The sequence below is a fragment of the Tenacibaculum xiamenense genome (assembly GCF_964513065.1).
GTDB classification, from domain to species: domain Bacteria; phylum Bacteroidota; class Bacteroidia; order Flavobacteriales; family Flavobacteriaceae; genus Polaribacter; species Polaribacter xiamenense.
Genome location: NZ_CAZEQU010000042.1, coordinates 507,357 through 525,963, shown reverse-complemented (window position 1 = coordinate 525,963; position 18,607 = coordinate 507,357). Strand labels below are relative to the sequence as shown.

Annotated in this window: 20 protein-coding genes; 8 read left to right on the top strand and 12 right to left on the bottom strand. The window is 31.9% G+C overall.

Translation table 11 applies throughout. From position 1 onward, the window contains the following. The first annotated feature begins 5 nt into the window (after positions 1–5). Entirely contained in the window at positions 6–770 is a 765-nt protein-coding gene (locus ACKTTV_RS21965) for a TIGR02757 family protein (protein WP_408033021.1), read from the top strand. Positions 771–812: 42 nt separating this feature from the next. On the opposite strand, the gene ACKTTV_RS21960 is transcribed toward ACKTTV_RS21965, so the two are convergent. Further along, a complete protein-coding gene (locus ACKTTV_RS21960; protein ID WP_408033020.1) occupies positions 813–1,994 on the bottom strand; it encodes a T9SS type A sorting domain-containing protein in 1,182 nt (393 codons plus the stop codon). Between the two features lie 193 nt (positions 1,995–2,187). On the opposite strand from ACKTTV_RS21960, the gene ACKTTV_RS21955 reads away from it, so the two are divergent. The 4 genes from ACKTTV_RS21955 (at position 2,188) to ACKTTV_RS21940 (ending at position 6,627) form a co-directional block, all read left to right on the top strand. Further along, a complete protein-coding gene (locus ACKTTV_RS21955; RefSeq protein ID WP_408033019.1) occupies positions 2,188–3,672 on the top strand; it encodes a S10 family peptidase in 1,485 nt (494 codons plus the stop codon). Between the two features lie 3 nt (positions 3,673–3,675). Beyond that, entirely contained in the window at positions 3,676–4,242 is a 567-nt protein-coding gene (locus tag ACKTTV_RS21950) for a PAS domain-containing protein (protein ID WP_408033018.1), read from the top strand. Positions 4,243–4,372: 130 nt separating this feature from the next. Beyond that, positions 4,373–5,473, top strand: coding sequence for an FIST signal transduction protein (locus ACKTTV_RS21945; RefSeq protein ID WP_408033017.1), 1,101 nt, complete (start codon positions 4,373–4,375; stop codon positions 5,471–5,473). Positions 5,474–5,523: 50 nt separating this feature from the next. Then, the gene (locus ACKTTV_RS21940; RefSeq protein ID WP_408033016.1) at positions 5,524–6,627 is read left to right on the top strand and encodes a sensor histidine kinase; all 1,104 of its coding nucleotides are present in this window, start codon (positions 5,524–5,526) and stop codon (positions 6,625–6,627) included. Between the two features lie 2 nt (positions 6,628–6,629). On the opposite strand, the gene ACKTTV_RS21935 is transcribed toward ACKTTV_RS21940, so the two are convergent. Next, a complete protein-coding gene (locus ACKTTV_RS21935; RefSeq protein ID WP_408033015.1) occupies positions 6,630–7,367 on the bottom strand; it encodes a Dph6-related ATP pyrophosphatase in 738 nt (245 codons plus the stop codon). 177 nt (positions 7,368–7,544) lie between these two features. Between ACKTTV_RS21935 and ACKTTV_RS21930 the strand changes: the two genes are divergently transcribed. Beyond that, positions 7,545–8,372 (top strand): LytR/AlgR family response regulator transcription factor, encoded by an 828-nt coding sequence (locus ACKTTV_RS21930; protein WP_408033014.1) that lies wholly within the window; start codon positions 7,545–7,547, stop codon positions 8,370–8,372. Positions 8,373–8,488: 116 nt separating this feature from the next. Continuing rightward, on the top strand, positions 8,489–9,151 hold the full coding sequence (locus ACKTTV_RS21925) for a CPBP family intramembrane glutamic endopeptidase (protein WP_408033013.1): 663 nt from the start codon (positions 8,489–8,491) through the stop codon (positions 9,149–9,151). A gap of 62 nt (positions 9,152–9,213) precedes the next feature. Here ACKTTV_RS21925 and ACKTTV_RS21920 read toward each other — a convergent pair whose 3' ends face one another. The 6 genes from ACKTTV_RS21920 to ACKTTV_RS21895 all read right to left on the bottom strand — a co-directional run bounded on the left by ACKTTV_RS21920 (position 9,214) and on the right by ACKTTV_RS21895 (position 15,394). Then, a complete protein-coding gene (locus ACKTTV_RS21920; protein WP_408033012.1) occupies positions 9,214–10,125 on the bottom strand; it encodes an NmrA family NAD(P)-binding protein in 912 nt (303 codons plus the stop codon). Beyond that, positions 10,112–10,516: a hypothetical protein gene (locus ACKTTV_RS21915; RefSeq protein ID WP_408033011.1), complete on the bottom strand. Its 405-nt coding sequence runs from the start codon at positions 10,514–10,516 to the stop codon at positions 10,112–10,114. Before ACKTTV_RS21915 ends, ACKTTV_RS21920 begins: the two co-directional genes overlap by 14 nt. A 96-nt stretch (positions 10,517–10,612) precedes the next feature. Continuing rightward, on the bottom strand, positions 10,613–11,548 hold the full coding sequence (locus ACKTTV_RS21910) for a hypothetical protein (RefSeq protein ID WP_408033010.1): 936 nt from the start codon (positions 11,546–11,548) through the stop codon (positions 10,613–10,615). A gap of 124 nt (positions 11,549–11,672) precedes the next feature. Next, entirely contained in the window at positions 11,673–12,260 is a 588-nt protein-coding gene (locus ACKTTV_RS21905; protein ID WP_408033009.1) for a Crp/Fnr family transcriptional regulator, read from the bottom strand. Between the two features lie 25 nt (positions 12,261–12,285). Continuing rightward, entirely contained in the window at positions 12,286–13,602 is a 1,317-nt protein-coding gene (gene rimO / locus ACKTTV_RS21900) for a 30S ribosomal protein S12 methylthiotransferase RimO (protein ID WP_408033008.1), read from the bottom strand. Positions 13,603–13,738: 136 nt separating this feature from the next. Beyond that, the gene (locus ACKTTV_RS21895; RefSeq protein WP_408033007.1) at positions 13,739–15,394 is read right to left on the bottom strand and encodes an amidase family protein; all 1,656 of its coding nucleotides are present in this window, start codon (positions 15,392–15,394) and stop codon (positions 13,739–13,741) included. 187 nt (positions 15,395–15,581) lie between these two features. On the opposite strand from ACKTTV_RS21895, the gene ACKTTV_RS21890 reads away from it, so the two are divergent. Beyond that, positions 15,582–16,667 (top strand): hypothetical protein, encoded by a 1,086-nt coding sequence (locus ACKTTV_RS21890; RefSeq protein WP_408033006.1) that lies wholly within the window; start codon positions 15,582–15,584, stop codon positions 16,665–16,667. A 130-nt stretch (positions 16,668–16,797) separates the two neighbouring features. Here ACKTTV_RS21890 and ftsY read toward each other — a convergent pair whose 3' ends face one another. From ftsY to rpmB, 4 genes are all read right to left on the bottom strand, one after another. Continuing rightward, positions 16,798–17,751: a signal recognition particle-docking protein FtsY gene (ftsY, locus tag ACKTTV_RS21885; protein WP_408033005.1), complete on the bottom strand. Its 954-nt coding sequence runs from the start codon at positions 17,749–17,751 to the stop codon at positions 16,798–16,800. A 201-nt stretch (positions 17,752–17,952) separates the two neighbouring features. After that, entirely contained in the window at positions 17,953–18,105 is a 153-nt protein-coding gene (locus tag ACKTTV_RS21880; RefSeq protein ID WP_086030136.1) for a DUF4295 domain-containing protein, read from the bottom strand. Between the two features lie 27 nt (positions 18,106–18,132). Continuing rightward, a complete protein-coding gene (gene rpmG / locus ACKTTV_RS21875; protein WP_057480125.1) occupies positions 18,133–18,315 on the bottom strand; it encodes a 50S ribosomal protein L33 in 183 nt (60 codons plus the stop codon). 28 nt (positions 18,316–18,343) lie between these two features. Beyond that, a complete protein-coding gene (gene rpmB, locus ACKTTV_RS21870; RefSeq protein WP_093669052.1) occupies positions 18,344–18,583 on the bottom strand; it encodes a 50S ribosomal protein L28 in 240 nt (79 codons plus the stop codon). Between the last annotated feature and the right edge of the window lie 24 nt (positions 18,584–18,607).

The window sequence follows — 18,607 nt, the reverse complement described above, 5'->3', positions numbered from 1 at the left end:
TATCTGTGAAAAAAGAAGAACTAAGAGCTTTTTTAGACGAAAAAGTAATTGAATACAACAATACCGATTTTATTAATAGCGATCCGGTGCAAATCCCTATTTCTTTCAGTCAAAAGGAAGATCAGGAGATTGCTGGATTCTTAGCAGCTACGATTGCATGGGGAAACAGAAAAATGATTATAAAAAATGCCCAGCGAATTGTCGATTTAATGGGAAACTCTCCTTATGATTTCGTAATGAATCATGACGAAGGTGATCTAGAAAGGTTTGAAAGTTTTGTTCATAGAACATTTAATGCTGTTGATATTACTTTCTTTATAAAATCTTTAAAAAATATCTATAGCAACCACCAAGGATTAGAAAGTGCTTTAAAACCTCAAGAAGGAATTGACAATTACCAACTGGCTATCCATGAATTCAAGAAAACATTTTTTGAAATTCCTCATGAAAAAAGAACACTAAAACATGTTTCTGACCCTTTGAAGAATTCAGCATCAAAACGGATTAATATGTTTTTACGTTGGATGGTAAGAGATGATAAATCTGGGGTAGATCTAGGAATTTGGAAATCACATTCACCTGCTAACTTACATTGTCCTTTAGATGTTCACTCAGGAAACGTAGCTAGGAAACTCGGAATATTAAAACGTAAACAAAACGACTGGAAAGCTTTGACTGAATTGGATACCACCTTAAGAAAATTCGATTCAAAAGATCCCGTGAAATACGATTTTGCTTTATTTGGACTTGGCGTTTTTGAAAAATTTTAAAAAAGCAAGGTTGTAATAACCTTGCTCTTTAAACAATAACTTCTATTTATTCAGTATAAAACTTTTTACAACTTTCCCTCCTTCTTCTCCTACTAATCTAACTAAATAAACTCCTTCAGAACTATTCGATAAATCGACCTCTATATCTTTCGATTTTAAAGGTTTTACCTCTTTACTTAAAATAAGTTTCCCTGAATTTTTATCGAATACTTCAATCGCTTTCAATTTCATTCCAGTTCTATTCTTTATTTTAAAAACTCCTTTCGTCGGGTTCGGAAAGATATCAATAGAATTTCCCCTATTCGCTCCTCGCGTATCATCTCTAAATTCACCTTTATAAAAATTTGTTTTACTCTCTTTTTTCACTTCGGATGTTACTTCTGTTCTCCCTCTCTTATACCATCTACCAATACAGAAGTCATAACATTTTGAGCATTTTTTCCCATCTGGCAGCGTTACTACCATACAGACCGTATAATCTCCTGGTGCAGCAATATAGCTTATTGGTAATCCCGAATAAACATTTACGCCATCTTTAAAAATACTTATTTGGTATGTACTTCCTGCTGGAATTCCATAGGGTAAAATAGTTAAACCAGAATTTCCACCTTCAAATTCGGTAAGCTCTACCTTGAAATTAGACTCACAAGGAGTAATATTACATATTTGTAAACGCTGCAATTTAAAGCGGATTGTTCGACTTCCATTTGTAAAAGGATGAAACCAAATATTGTTAAAGTTACTTGTAGCAGTAAACGTGTACGTGTACGTTGAAGTACTCGCCGGACTTGTTGCGTTCCAATTTTGATTTGCTATTACTTGGTTTGGAGAAGGAAGAGATGGCAAAGGTGCTCCTGAAAAATTTATCAATGTTCCCGCAACTGGGGTTTGAGTTAAGGCTACTCTGAAATATGCATCCACATCATCAGCCTCAACTTCGGTTGTTCCTAAAAAAGAAATACAGTACTCTTGTCCAGCAACAAAATTATAAGAAAGATAATTTATTCCTTCTCCAATTCCTCCATTCGACCACATCATAACTTCTCCCACATTAACAGTTGGAGAACCATGCGATGGTTGCCAATTTTCATTCCCTTCAATAAAAGATGGGTCAGGAGTAAAATTTATATTGGCGAATTCACAGTTATTCCCTTCACATTGGGCGTTTAACATGTTGAACTGCCCTACAAAAAGGGCACAAAAAATTAAAAGTAGTTTTTTCATAATAAAAGGTTTGGTTATCCCTACTCTATTTAGAAAGGATTTTCGGGGGACTCCTAAAACATATAACCCTCATATTTAAGATCATACGTTTATATAATAGGGAGCAAAAAATTAAAACATTACCCAATTTATCTTTATTAAAAGTTTTAGTATTTTTATCATTTAAACAAACCACCAAAAACTACATTTCATAATGAAAAAGTTATTTTCATTTGCTGTTCTATTACTCAGTATTTGCTTAAACGCCCAAGATTTAAGGATTCCACTTGACACTACTGTGGTTACTTCAGGATCTGTATCGGTTAAAGGGAAACTCATTAAATATAAAGCTCAAACGGGTACTCAACCCGTCTTCGATAAAAACGGAAAAACCAAAGCTACGCTTTACTATACCTATTATTACAGGAGTGATATTCCGAATAGAGAAAACAGACCTTTGTTAATGTCTTTTAATGGTGGACCTGGATCTGCTTCCGTTTGGATGCATATTGGTTATACAGGGCCTAAGGTTTTAAATATCGATGATGAAGGCAACCCTATTCAACCTTATGGAATTAAAGACAATCCTTATTCAGTGCTTGATGTTGCAGATATAGTTTTTGTAAATCCTGTAAATACTGGTTACTCAAGACCTGTTCTAAAAAAAGAAGAAAAGTTAGACCATAAATACTTCTTTGGAATCAATGCTGATGCTAAATACTTAGCTAGTTGGATAAATACTTTTATCACAAGACATAATAGATGGAAGTCTCCAAAATATATTATTGGTGAAAGTTATGGAGGCACACGTGTTATGCAACTTGCCTATGAACTTCAAAGTAGTCAGTGGATATATTTAAACGGAGTTATTATGGTATCTCCTGCCGACTATGAACTACTAAGAACTAAAAGCTCTGAAGACTTCGCCATTAATTTCCCTTATTTTACAGCTGCAGCTTGGTATCATAAAATGCTTCCGTCACAACTCCAACAACAAGATTTAGAAGCTATTTTACCAGAGTCTGAGAGTTTCGCTATAAATAAACTTTTACCAGCCGTAGCAAAAGGAGGATTTATTTCGGATAGTGAAAGACAAGAAATTGCTGATAAAATGGCTTACTATTCTGGGCTTAAAAAAGAGGTAATACTTCAACATAATTTGGAGGTTCCAAATAGTTTCTTCTGGAAAGAATTACTAAGAGAGAAATCAGGAAAAACCATCGGAAGACTTGATAGTAGGTATTTAGGTATCGACAGAAAGGAATCAGGTGATCGCCCAGATTACAGCCCTGAACTAGTATCGTGGGTTCATTCTTTTACACCTGCAATGAACTACTATATTAAAAATGTTTTAAAATTCAATACTGATGTAAAGTATAATATGTTCGGCTCTGTTCATCCTTGGGATTTTACAAAAAATAGCGCGAGAGAAAACCTACGTAAAGCAATGGCACAAAATCCTTACTTAAAAGTACTAGTTCAGTCTGGATATTACGATGGAGCTACTACTTATGCCGCAGCTAAGTATACCATGAGTAAAATTGACCCGAGTGGAAAACTAAAAGATCGTTTTTCTTTTAAGGGGTACAGAGGTGGGCATATGATGTACTTACGAAAAGAAGATTTACAAAAATCAAATGAAGATTTGCGTAATTTTATAAATAACAGCTCAAAAAATGTTGGAGCTGCAAAATATTAAGCTATGAAAAACAACATATTTAACATGAAAAGTTTAGACCTTTATATGTCTTCATTAACAGGTGAAAGATTAAAGAGTCTACAATGTAATATCCAACCAAACCATTTTGCTAGTTCTGAGCTGATGTCTCTTGACATTTATTTACAAAAGTTTCATCAACTGGGTGCTGAAATTTCACGAAATAAAGATATTGAAGCAATTAAAGAAATGTCTAAGCATTATAATTGGACCAATAACTTCGATGACATTTTTAAGAATAATACTTTTGAAGCTCTTGTACTTACAGATCTATCAAAAAGAATACTATGGGTAAATTCGGGCTTCACAGAAATGACTGGATACTCTAAAAAGTTTGCCATTAATAAAACACCTAGTTTTCTTCAAGGAGAGCAAACTTCAGAAGAAACAAGACAAAGAATACAACAACAATTACTTTTAGGAACTCCGTTTAAAGAAGTAATTATCAACCATAGGAAAGATAAATCGACCTATAAGTGTGAAGTTAAAATATTTCCTTTAAGAAATTCTACAACAACTCATTTTCTTGCTTTAGAAAAAATAGCTCTGTAAAAAACGCCATGTAAATCATGGCTTTTTTTTGTTTTGGTAATTATTCAAAAAACATAAAGGCTTATTTTCCAATTTTTTAAACAGGTTTTCACTGTAATTTTAGTATATTACGGTAACAAAAAATCTTTGTATGCTATTAACCAATGAAACCCCTGAAGAAGTTGCTCTATCCATAAAAAACTTTGTTGAAAATGACACCGCTTTAATTAGTATTGGTGAAGAAACAAATACCAATATTGAAGAATTAATAAAAGCACTAAACAACGAAGGTGTTAGTTTTATAGGGGCAATTTTCCCAATGATTATTCATAATGATCAAATAAGTAAAAAAGGAATCGTTATCCATAGATTAAGTAACATTGTTTATTTATCAATGGTAAAAAACATTAGTAAACAAGATTATGCGATCCCTTCTGTTGATTTCAAACCTGGGTCGGATTACAGTTTAATCACTTATGTTGATGGACTAACTTCTAATATTTCTGTTTTTTTAAGTAAGCTTTATGAAAACTACGGAATGAACACCAACTATATTGGTGGAGGAGCTGGGAGCTTAAGCTTAAAGCAGGCACCATGTGTTTTTTCCAAAGACGGTTTCTTTCAGGATGCTGCTGTAGTATGTTTAACAGAAACTAAATCAAGTATTGGTGTAAAACATGGTTGGGAAAAACTTGACGGTCCATTTATAGTTACCAAAGCCAATCATAACACAATAGAAGAAATAAACTGGGAAAACCCATTTAATATTTACAAAAAAATTGTTGAAAAAGACTCTGGTGGTACGGTTACAAAAGAAAACTTCTTGGATTATTCTGGACGTTATCCTATTGGAATAATCAAAGACGGTATAGACCACCATATTGTGCGTGATCCATTGACAGTTGAAAACGACAATGCCATTGTTTGTATTGGACACGTCGAAGAAAACACCATGATTAACATCATGAAAGGTGAGAATGACTCGCTTCTAAATGCTGCCAAAATGGCTACCGAAGAAATAGTTTCTAAATCTGAAGATGCAAAGAATGCTATGGTTATCGATTGTATCACAAGGGTATTTAAGCTAAAAGATGACTTTAAGTATGAGTTAGAAAACGTTTACAAACCTATTCAAGATAAGTATCCAGATATTCAAGTAGACGGAGCTTTAACTTTAGGTGAGATTTCTTCTTATGGAAATGGGTATATCGAATTTTATAATAGAACAATTGTTGTAGGTTTATTTGAGTAATGGAAAGTGGAAATCAGATACTTGATATTCTAAGGTTGTACGAATATTCAATGAGTATAGGAAAATCACTTGACTATTATAATAATTGTGATAACTTCCTTAAACTTTTACTGAAAAGAAAAAATTTAAATGCTTGTTGGATTTTGAGGCTAGATCAGAATAATCTAATTATAGAATATTCTATTCCTTTTGGTGATCATAATACCAAACAAGAAATTTCAACTTGGGCTAGTGATTACTTAAATGCGATTGATCAATACGCACTTGAAGAATACAACGATTTATTCGATGAATTATCTACAATAGCCATTGATAGCGGAATATTGGCTATTATAAGACTTGATAAAAGCAGTTTTCTCTTTTTATATTCCATTGAAAAAAACTTATGTCACAAAGATTTAAATCAATTGCTTCCGGTAATAAGTAAATTCTCTGTTACTCTTGAAGCCTGTAAAGCTTATGAAAACCAAAATATTTTACTTCAGAGATTAGAAGAACGTAATGAAGAATTAAACAACTATGCTCACATAGTATCTCATGATTTAAAATCTCCACTGAGAAATATGGACGCCCTTGTCGCATGGTTAAAAGAAGATCATGGTAAAGAATTTTCAAAAGATGCTCTTAACTACGTTGAGTTAATAGGCGAAAATATCACTAGAATGGAAGCACTTGTTAGTGGTATATTGGAATATTCAACAATCGGTCTTAAAGATTTTAGAAGTTCATTTATCGATTTAAATACTGTTCTTAAAGATATTGTAAGTCATATTTACATTCCAAAACATGTATGTGTAACTGTCTTAGAAAATTTCCCTACTATTAAAGGAGATACCTATAGATTGCAGCAGTTATTTCAGAATCTTATAAGCAACGCCGTTAAATATAATGATAAAGAGGTTGGTAAAATTGAAGTTGGATATGAAAAACAGGGAAAAACTTTTGTGTATTATGTAAAAGATAATGGTAAGGGTATTGATGAAAAATACCATTCTAAAATATTCAATGTTTTCCAAAAACTAGAAAACAATAAAAACTCTACTGGAATTGGGCTTTCAATAGTAGAGAAAATTGTAAGTAATTACGGCGGAAAAATCTGGTTAAACTCAGAACTTAAAAAAGGAACTACATTCTTTTTTACCCTCTCAAAATAGCATTACTTTTTTGTTAAATCGCAATACCAAAAACTAGTGCTATAGTTTCTCTTTTCTTCTTTATTCGATTTCTGATAACAATTATCATTGGTATCGTCATGAAGTTTGTAAGACCTTAAAACCTTCTCTCCTACTTCAAAATCTATTGGTTTTGAAAAAATAGGTCCGTCGAAACAAAATGTATGAAACTCACCATTTTCTCCACAAACATCAACATTGTCAGGCAATTCTTTAATAAAATCCTCATCAATAATTCTACCAACAAATTCGCTACCAAGTAAGTCTGCATTTACGCAGACAGTAATTGTTTTAAAGCCAAGGTCTAAAAACTCTCTTAGCAACTCTTTTGTGTTTTGCTTCCAAAGGGGATATATCCCTATTATCCCCACTTCATTTAATTTCGTATCTCTGTACTTTCTCAAGTCTTCCAAAAAAATATCTCCAAAAACCGCATGATTAAAACCACTATTTTTCAATTCTTCGGTTTTCTCTTTCATTTTTTGATCATACATAGACATGGTAACATCGGCTGGAAATTGAATTTTTTCAACAGGAATTCCAATACTTTCAATCTGCGCCTCTAATAAACTATCATGCAAGCCGTGCATTGAAACACGGTTATAATCTTTATTAATATTGGTAACTAGCCTTTCAACTTTGTATTTTTTATCTTTTAAGATCTTATACAAGGCTAAAGAAGAATCTTTTCCTGTACTCCAATTAAAATATGCCTTTTCCATTTCTAATATTTATAAATATATGAGCGGTATAACGTTTTACAAAGATGGGTAAATTCTTTTACATTTTCATCCATTTATAGCTGTTCAAAAGCATTAAAACTCATTTACGATTTAGTAACTTTGCAGAGACTTATAAACGGCAGAATAACCTTAATTTTAAGTATAAATTATTCGACAATGAACAGAGTATTTTCTCGACTTACAAACCTTAAAAAGCTTAATTCATTCAACCCAAAGTTAAAGAGTTTTTTATTACTTATTGTCATTTCAACTATTGCAAATCATTTAGCTCAAAGTGAAAATTTCCCGTTTCACTCTTATTACAGTTTCCCTTATGTCTCAATTATCGTTTCTACGATAATAGGTATAACCGTACTCGCCATTGCCAAATACAATTTCATTTTTTTTGAGAAAAACTACTTCCACAAAGAAATTACAGTTAAAACTTTAACTTATTTTTTGGCTTCGACTTTACTCTATATCTCTCTAGCTTACCTTCCCATCTATTGGATTGTAGTAAGTTTAAGAGATGGCGATTTTGAATTATACTATTTTTCAACGGGACTTTCAATTACATTACTTTTAAGTGGATTGGCTATTATTTTCATGTTTGCAGAAGCTATATATAAATTACATAAGTTAGAAACAATACACGGGACTTTAAACTTTAAAAAAGCTGGAGAAACGTGCTTGATAAAACTTAACGAAATAGCACTTTTATACAGTGAAAATAAAATTGTATACATTGTAAATACGGATGGAAAAATCATAACCACAGATTTCACATTGAACTCGGCCAACGAACAACTCAATAACCATTCTTTTTTTAGAGCGAACCGCCAAACAATTCTTCACTTTAATTCTATTGAAAAATTAAAACCTGTAGAAAACGGGAAATTATCAGTCCTATTAAAATCAAGTATTATTGATGGTGAAAACCGGGAAATTATGATAAGTAGATATAAAAAGAAAGATTTTGAAAACTGGTTTCATAATAAGCTTTAAATAAGCGTACCACTCAGTAGAATATTCACTACCATTCAGTAAATAATACTGAATTACAGTAGGTTTCTTATTAGGTTTCAAAGTTAATTTGCATCATCATCTAAAACAAATTAACAATGAATATTTCTTTTATTAAATCAAAAATTCTTCCAATTGCAACAATCTTAATCGTTTTTGGTTTATGGTTTTCTCCTTTAAATTTGGGTTATTTTATAGTCATAATTCCTGCCATTTTAGTGATTATTTCAAGCTTTGTAGAAAATGGTAAAAAAGGGTTTAAATTACTTGGTCTAAAAAGAGGCACTACTTCCTTCTTGGATCTTTTAGTTTATGCTCCTACCATTGCACTGATTCTTTTTTCCGCTTACTATTTTTTCCTAATTCCTTTCATAGGTTCATTGACTGGACAAGACATCGATTTTTCCAGTTTTAGTGACCTAAAAGGCAATACTTCTTATGCATTAATCATGCTTGTTTTCATATGGATTTCAGCTGCTTTTGGAGAAGAAATAATTTGGAGGGGCTACTTTATGAAACAATTCAATAAGTTTTTTGATAAGAGTACTATTAGTTTAGCTATTAACTTATTACTTTTTGCCATTCTATTTGGTTTTATGCATAGTTATCAAGGAATTACTGGACAAATTATTACTGGAATCATAGGTTTTATATTAGCACTTATCTTTCATGTGAAGAAATATAATCTATGGTTCAATATCGTTATACATGGCTTCTTTGACACTTTTGGTTTAATAGCGGTCTATAACGGATGGATGTAATAAACGAAAAAAAGCCTTGTAAAGAATCTCTTTACAAGGTCTTAGTTAAAGCCTGGGGGATCCTATCTGAAAAACATCCATTTGTTAGGAAGGAATTTCTCTCTAGATTCCTGTAAGTAAGCATTCATAATCCTTGGCTTTCTACCTAAGATACTCTCAATAGTATCTGTTTTAGGTTCTGGATGCTTTTTTGCTAACAAATCTATTTCCACCAAATGTCTTGCTAACCATTCGGGGAGCTTCGCTTTCTTAGTTAATTGCTTAAGAAACTCCTCTCTGGAAATATCTTTATAAACCACTTTTTTTCCAGTGACATAGGACAATCTCTCGGCCATACATGCATTAGATAAAGCTTCTGGACCAGATAGAACTATCGCTTCTCTATTTAAAGCCTCATTTCTTAATAAGTATTTTACCGCGACTTCAGCCACATCACGAGCATCCACATAGTTCCTTTCTGCCTCTCCCATCACTCCGAAAATCTTTCCAAAGTATTTAATAGTAAATGTATTTCGTTCCCAGTTTTGCATAAACGAATGTGGTTGTAAAAGGCAATAATCCAAACTACTCTTTTGAAGTACTTTTTCTATTCGCCTATGCCAATCACTCACTTCAACAAAAACAGTCTTAGGAACCACTGGTGCCGAAAGTTTAACAACTTTTTTAATACTCAATTCCTCAGCAACTTCAATTATATTCGTTTCATAAATTATTTGACTCGGAGATGTAGCTGTTAATAAGAAAATAGCATCCGCCTCCTTACAAATAGTTCTTAGCTGGTCTTTTGAATTTAAATTAGCAGACACATAGCTAATATTTTGATTGAATCCATTAAGTTTTATCGGGGGCTTTCTTTCAGGAACTCTCAGTACTCCCCTTACAAAACAGTTATTTTTACTCAGTAATTTTAACACTTCTGCTCCAACCGTTCCAGTTGCACCAAAAACAATTATTGTTGGTTTATCTAATTTCATTGTTTATTTGTTTTGTTGGAACTTTCCATGCAGTTATAACGGTACCGATAACAGTTGATAATATAATGTCGAATTGGTACTGATCTAACTGAAGTAAGACAATTAAAAAATACGCTAAGAAGAGATTAAGAAAAAGCATTAAAAAAATCCTTACTAGCTTATTTTCAAACTTAAATCGATTCTTTACTCCCCAAAAGAAACTGTATGTTATGAGAGTAGCAATCAAAGATGGTATTGCAATACTTATGAAACTAGCATTCATTAAATCATTTTTATGCAAAAACCACCCCGATAACCAAGCTGTAACTCCTGGAAAAAAATATGACGGTAATGCCATTAACATCATTGATTTCAATGAAAAGACATTTGGTGCAATTTCTTTGTTTTTCATGTGTTTTATTAATTTATTTGGTCATTGTAATACCTCTTCATTAAATTATTCTATTTTAAATTTTGAAGAGACTTCACTTTATTAATATTTAAAACTTTATTTTCTCGGAATATTGGGTCTTCTACCTCTAAATGGATTTACTTTTAACCCAACAGAAATATATGCTCTCAAAGGAACGTCCATACCATAAATTACCTCTTCATTACTATCTTGAAATTCGTACTTCTCAAAAACTGAATGTGTTCCTCTTACTAAAACTCCAATGGTTCTAGAAAGCCAATAATTGTATTCTACTCCCGCTGAAACTGTAGTAAAAATAGATTGAGACACATTTGCATACCTATCGTTATCTCTTTGATTGGTTAAACGAAAAGAAAAGTCATTCAGATCTCCTAAAACTTTAATTGAATGTTTCTGGTTGAAATCGTACTTTACATAAGTATTGGGTAATCCTATGGCAAAAGTCAACTTATGCCCAATTGATCCCATAAAATTCACTACTGGATTTACTCTTTTTTCACCAGATAAAGTAAGATATCCTACTCCAAAACTTAAGAGATATGTATTTTGTTTGTTTTTACTAGTGAATCTTTTTTCAGCGAATAATATTCCATTAAAATGAATATCTTCAGATTCTAAACTACGGTTAAAACTTCCATTTGCATAAGGCATTAACAATGCATTCAAAGACCAGTTTTTTGAAATCTTATAATTTGCAAGCAAGCTATAGTTAACACTAAAATATTCTTCTTTTGCATTTAAAATAGAAGGTTGAAATTGACTTCCAAACGAGAATGAATGATAATCCATTCCTATTGTATTAAAAAGAGACAATCTTTTTCTAAACAAAGGGAAACTTAGTTTAGAGCTTATTCTCTGATAATCGAAAGCATCTGAATTATTAATTTCAGGAGTATAATGAACATAGAAAACATCTCTATCCTTGTTCATAACAAAGACATCTCCTGTCACTTGACCATAGACATTGGCTATGACCAAAAATAAAATTAAAGTGGCTGTTTTTCTGACCATGATATTTGTATTATTATTTTGATACAAATATTGGCTTAAATAAGGCTGATGAAATTACCAAATGATAATTACCAGTTCAAACTATGTTAAGAGTTTATTAAAAGATATCTAAAGTGCAGTAATACTAATCACTCGAAGGCGTTTTTTCTGTGCTAATTTCTTTTCGAATACGACTTAGTGATTGGGGAGTTATACCTAGAAACACGGACAAATCTTTTAGAGGTACTCTAAATATCAAATCCGATCTGTTTAGTAAATCGAGATAGCGTTCTTTTGCTGTTAAAGATTGAAAATTATGAATACCGTACAAAACACTCGTAAAAGCATCTTCCCAAATTAACCTTCCAAATTTTTGCCACTTAGGAAACTTATCATACAATCGCTCCATATCTTCATAGGATATCGTAAACACCTCTGTTTCTTCAATAGTTTTAATAAAAGATGCGGAACGTTGTTTATTCTTAATCTTAGAAATATCAGCTATAAATTCATTTTCGAAGGCAAAATACCGAGTATGTTGAACATCTCCTACAATGTCATAAATCATAACACCTCCTGAAGCAATGAAATAATAATGGGTTACTACCTGTTCTTTTTTAATCAAGAATTTATCTTTGGAAAAAACTTTTCTTTCAAAAAAAGGTAAGATTTCGTCCAATTCATTCTGATCTAAAGAGACATATTTATCAATATAGGTAGTTAATTTTTCCATTAAAAGTTTGGCTTCAAAAATATAATTACTGATTCACTGGTTTTCCATATAAATCGAAATCACCAGCTTCGAATATTTCAATATCTATAAATTCACCAAGTTTAATATAATGATCTTTAGCGTTTACAAGTACATCGTTATCAACATCAGGAGAATCAAATTCTGTCCTTCCGTAATAATACTCACCATCCTTTCTATCAAAAAGACAACGATAGGTGTTACCAATCTTTTCTTGATTCAACTCCCAAGAAATCTGAGATTGCACTTCCATTATTTCATTAACTCGTCGAAATTTAACATCTGCTGGCACATCATCTTCCAAATCATAGGCCCCTGTATTTTCTTCATGAGAATACTCAAAAGCTCCTAACCTCTCAAAGCGCATTTCCTCTACCCAGTCTTTTAACTCTTGAAATTGTTCTTCTGTTTCTCCAGGGTATCCAACAATTAATGTTGTTCTAATTGCCATATTAGGAACATGCTCTCTGAATTTCTTTATCAGATTGGTCGTTTTCTCATGAGTTGTTCCTCGCTTCATAGACTTAAGTATCTCGGTATTTATATGTTGTAATGGAATATCAAGATAATTACAAACTTTAGGCTCGTTTTTCATTACCTCAAGCACGTCCATTGGGAATCCCGTCGGGAATGCATAATGTAAACGAATCCACTCAATACCTTCAACCTTCACCAGCTCTCTTAACAAATCTGCCAATGCTCTTTTCTTATAAAGGTCTAATCCGTAATAAGTCAAATCTTGAGCGATTAGCATTATTTCTTTAATACCATCAGCAGCTAGTTTTTGAGCCTCAATTACCAAGTTTTCAATAGGTGTTGATTTATGTTTTCCTCTCATTAATGGAATTGCACAAAACGAACATGGTCTATCACAACCTTCCGCTATTTTCAAATAAGCATAATGTTTAGGTGTTGTTGTTAAGCGCTCACCAATCAACTCGTGCTTATAATTTGCTTCTAAAACCTTTAACAAATTTGGTAAATCATGCGTACCAAAAAACTGATCTACATTGGATATCTCTTTTTCTAAGTCCGGCTTATAACGCTCACTTAAACAACCAGTAACAAAAACTTTATCCACTTCACCAGCTTCTTTTTTCTGAGCATAATGTAAAATGGTATCAACACTTTCTTCCTTCGCTTTACCTATGAATCCACAAGTATTAATTACAACAATATTTCCTTCATCATTTTCATCCTCATGCACAACGTTTTTACCATTTGCCTTTAATTGTCCCATTAAAACCTCGCTATCGTATACATTCTTAGAACATCCTAAGGTAACTACGTTGATCTTGTTTTGCTTTATTGTTTTTGTACGCATCTTAAAAAAATTCGATTTGCAAAAATAAAGCTTTTTTAATTGTGAGCCCCTATATAAACTCTCAAATAATAGGACTTTGGAATACTATCTCTAACCTACTATGAATTATAACACTCGATTCGATACACTTTAATAATTATTGGTAATTTACTGGTATTTTTCGTGCTTTACTTAACTTTTCAAAGGCATACGCAAATTCCAGCAACTCTTTTTCTGACAATGATTTGCCAATAAAGGTTAATCCTGTAGGTTCTCCTGAGCTTTTATACCCCATAGGTACTGTAATTGTAGGATAATGGGCTACGGCAGCAACAGCTGAATGATAATTATCAATGGATAAAATGACATCTACTTCTCCATTACTTAAAGCTTTCAAATACTCTAGTCCATTACTTTTTAATTTCTCTTTTAACTCTAACAACTCCTCTATTGAAGTTGTATCAAGAGCAATGCCTTCAAACAATTGTTGTCCATAAGGAGCTCTTTTCAAACTATCATTTCTATTAAAATCGACCACCTCTTTTACTGATTTTATACTTACCGAATCACCGGAATAAGACTGTAAATATTTAGGTAAATCATATTTCATTTCAGTGGTTAGCAAATTAATAAAGCCATTATAATCCATTTCTTTAGGTGATAAATAAATAATATTACCACCTTCTTCTTTAATATCTTCAATTGTTTTTTTATAAATAGGATCCTCTAACAACCCTTCAAGAACTCCAATATTTTTATTTTTTAAATACTTTGAATCCCATGTATAATTAAAGTAATTCATGGGTAATTCATCCACTATTTCTGTTGAAAGATCTTCACCATCTTTATGTACCATAGCTTTGAAAAGTAAAGCATTGTCTATTACATTTTTTGTCATTGGTCCTGGAGTATCCAAGAAACCAGAGATAGGAACAATTCCTGATCTACTCAAAACTCCTGTTGTTGGTTTTAACCCGACTAATGAATTTTTACTAGAAGGTGATGTAATTGACCCAGCGGTTTCTGTACCAATAGCCGCTACTGCGTAATTAGATGCAATGGCCACTCCGCTCCCTGAACTAGAACCTCCTGTTTCAAATACTTTGCGTCCATATGGATTTAATGTTTGCCCTCCTATTGCACTGTATCCTAAGGGACAATCATTACAAAAAAAGTATGCCCATTCACTTAAATTAACTTTACCTAAAATTAAAACCCCAGATTGTTTTAATCTTCTAACTATGTGCGCATCTTCCGTCGGAAGGTTATTATTCAATACAGCGGCTCCTGCCGTAGTATACATATTCTTTGTGTTTATGTTATCTTTTAAAAGAATAGGCATTCCATAAAGAGAAAACTCCGTAATTTCCAATTCTCGCAGTTTATCCATCTCTCTTGCTTCATTAAGCACATTCGGATTTAAACTAATAATTGCATTTAGATGTTTGTCTTTATTGCTTTCAAATTTCAAAATTCTATACAAATAGAACAAAGTAAGCTTTTCATAAGTTAATTTTCCTGACTTAACTGCCGCTTGTATCGTTGGAATATCTTGCTCTAAGATAATGGGTTTTAAAGCATTGTATTCTTCTTCAGAAAACTTACCCAAATCCGCTCTAAAAGGCTCAAACTCTTTATTCAAATCGAGATACTTGGATTGTATAAGCTTAAATTTCATACGAGGATTCTCATGATTTTGCTGACTCAAAATCTCAGAATCTTCATTATATCTTTTAAAAGAATCGATTTTTTGAACTGCCTTTTGGCAACCTACTATGAGAAAAACAGTTAAAAAATAATATATGCTCTTCATTTGGAAAGTTTTACGCTAGTTAATATTCACTCAAAAATACATGATTTTTTATCATAAAGTGTTTTACGAAAATCTAATTTTAAACAAGTCTCTTTTATCAAACTTAAAAAAATAAATATTCTTAGCTTTTCTATGGGTAATGTTTTTAGAATAATGAACCGATATAGTAAATAATAAAACTTTAATTATGATAACAAAAAAATTAAGTATCGTTTTTATTTTGCTAGTATTGATCGGATGTTCCAATCAAGAAGACCTTTTACAACAAGACATTAATGGAAACGAAACATCTCTAAAAAGCAATGTTCTCAACAAGCAATTTTCAACACTTAATATCCAGCAAAAAAATGGAATGCTGACATTTGACAACCTTGATGACTTTTTAAATTCAATTCAATTTTTTAGCAATATGTCAGGGAAAGAACGTATTACTTGGGCTAGGGATAATAATTTTAAAACTCAAAAAATCATTTTGGATGAACTAGATGTAGCTCAGAATCAATTTGAAATGGACATGTACCGCAATTTACCTGAAGACATAAGTATTGATGAAATGAAAAAACTAGGTTATAAACCTCAGTTATGTGATGATATAAAAAAACATGTTAGATCTGGTTTACTTTCAAAGACAATTGAAAAAGATGGAGGACTCTCATATGAACTGAAAGTAAAAAATGGGAGTCAATATGTTATCAATATAAATGGTGAAGTAGAAATAGGTGGTGAAGTTTTTGATTTTTCAAATACTAATACACTTGCAAAAAGTAGCTGGAACCTGGTTTACTCATTTGAAAAAGGAAATATTTTTGGCGATTTCCCAAGTGTTATTTGGTATTATAATTCGTCAAAACAAAGATTTAAACACGTTTATGGCGCTCAACTCTACGAACGTATGGTTGGAGGTGAAAGAAAAATACTTCACTTGTTTTATACTGAGTCTATTGCTCATAAAAAACAATTCGGAGTATGGAAAACACGTTATAATTACAAACCAATAAAATCAATTTCTGGTACTTGGGATTGGGCCGTTTTGAACCCTATATATGTTGGAAGTGAAATCGGTGAAAAACCCTCTTTCTCAACTGGTTTAAATAGCGGATTTCATAGAGAGTATGGTAACGAAAATGAAGTGTTTGAATTTTTATATCCTACTGGAGAATGTGCTGAATCTGTTGACAATTATGACACTGTAAACTTTTTCTCTGGTCATATTCGTGGAGTATTTTGGGGTGGTCCTAGTGGGTATTCTACAAATTATTACTTTGGACATTAAAAATGTTATAACCTCTATCTAGTATATGAAACAAAACATCAGAAATACTCAAATTGAATATTTCTGATGTTTTATATTTTATTTTTATCATAACACTATTAAGGTGATAAGATAAAATATTAAAGTTAATCTATTTAAAAAAACTGTCTATAAATTCAAACTTATTGAACACCTGTAAATCATCGATCCCTTCTCCTACTCCGATATATTTCACAGGAATTTGGAACTGATCCGAAATACCTATTACGACACCACCTTTTGCAGTTCCATCTAATTTTGTTACCGCTAAAGAAGTTACCTCTGTTGCTTTGGTAAATTGCTTTGCTTGTTCAAAAGCGTTTTGCCCAGTTGAACCATCCAAAACCAATAAAACGTCATGAGGAGCATCTGGAATTACTTTCTGCATAACACGTTTTATTTTAGACAACTCGTTCATTAAATTTACCTTATTATGCAAGCGTCCCGCTGTGTCAATTATGATAACATCTGCATCCTGATTTACACCAGACTTTACAGTATCAAAAGCTACAGATGCAGGATCAGACCCCATCTCTTGGCGTACAATCGGAACATCTGTCCTATCAGCCCATACTTGAAGCTGATCAATAGCTGCAGCTCTAAAGGTATCAGCTGCACCAAGAACAACCTTTAATCCTTTCTTTTTAAACTGAGAGGCCAATTTTCCAATTGTTGTAGTCTTTCCAACGCCATTTACACCTACAACCATTAATACATAAGGCTTGGTATTTTTAGGTACTGTAAATTCAGAATCATCTCCTGAATTAGTTTCCGAAAGTAAACCTGCGATTTCTTCTCTTAATATTTGATTAAGCTCTTCAGTACCCAAATATTTATCACGAGAAACACGCTCTTCAATTCTTTCAATAATTTTTAATGTAGTATCCACTCCAACATCAGAAGACACTAATACCTCTTCTAAGTTATCCAATACATCATCATCTACTTTCGATTTACCAGCTACAGCTTTAGATAATTTTGAAAAAAAGCTGGATTTAGTTTTTTCTAAGCCTTTGTCTAATGTTTCTTTTTTCTCTTTCGAAAATATTTTCTTAAAAAAACTCATGGTCAAATTTTATAATCACTCAAATTATGGTAAAAACCATACCAAATTCACTTTAGAGTCATATTGTCATTAATTTGAATTACTTCGCGTCAAAAAGATCTATATAAAGTGAAATATTGAATTCAAAAATACTCATTTTTTAATACAAAAAAAGCTACTTTCAATATTGAAAGTAGCTTTTCTTTAAACTGTATACAAGAATTACTTTTTTGCTAAAAAGTCGTTTACTTGTGTAGGATCCATAATTGCCTCAACAAAAGTATAAGCTCCACTTTTAGGAGACTTTACCATTTTAATTGCCTTAGTTAATCTTTTAGAACCTGTTTGTAACGTTGCTACTGATTTCTTTGCCATTTTATATAAAATTTAAGCCGTAGCTAATTATTTAATTTCTTTATGAACTGTCATCTTCTTTAAGATTGGATTAAATTTCTTTAATTCCATTCTATCAGGAGTATTTTTCTTATTTTTCGTAGTGATATAACGAGAAGTTCCTGGTTGTCCAGTTGCCTTGTGTTCAGTACACTCTAATATAACTTGAACTCTGTTTCCTTTTTTTGCCATCTCTATAAAATTTTTATCTGGAAAGGAATTACTTCGTTAAGAAACCTTTTTCTCTAGCTTCTTTAAGAACAGCAGAGATTCCTTTTTTATTAATATTTTTTAATGCAGAAGCAGATACCTTTAATGTAATCCATTTATCTTCTTCTGGAATATAAAAACGCTTAGTCATTAAATTAGCGTTAAACTTTCTTTTAGTTCTATTCAAGGCATGCGATACGTTGTTACCTACCATCGCTTTTTTACCTGTTAATTCACAAACTCTAGACATCTTCTTGACAGTTTTATAGTGTTA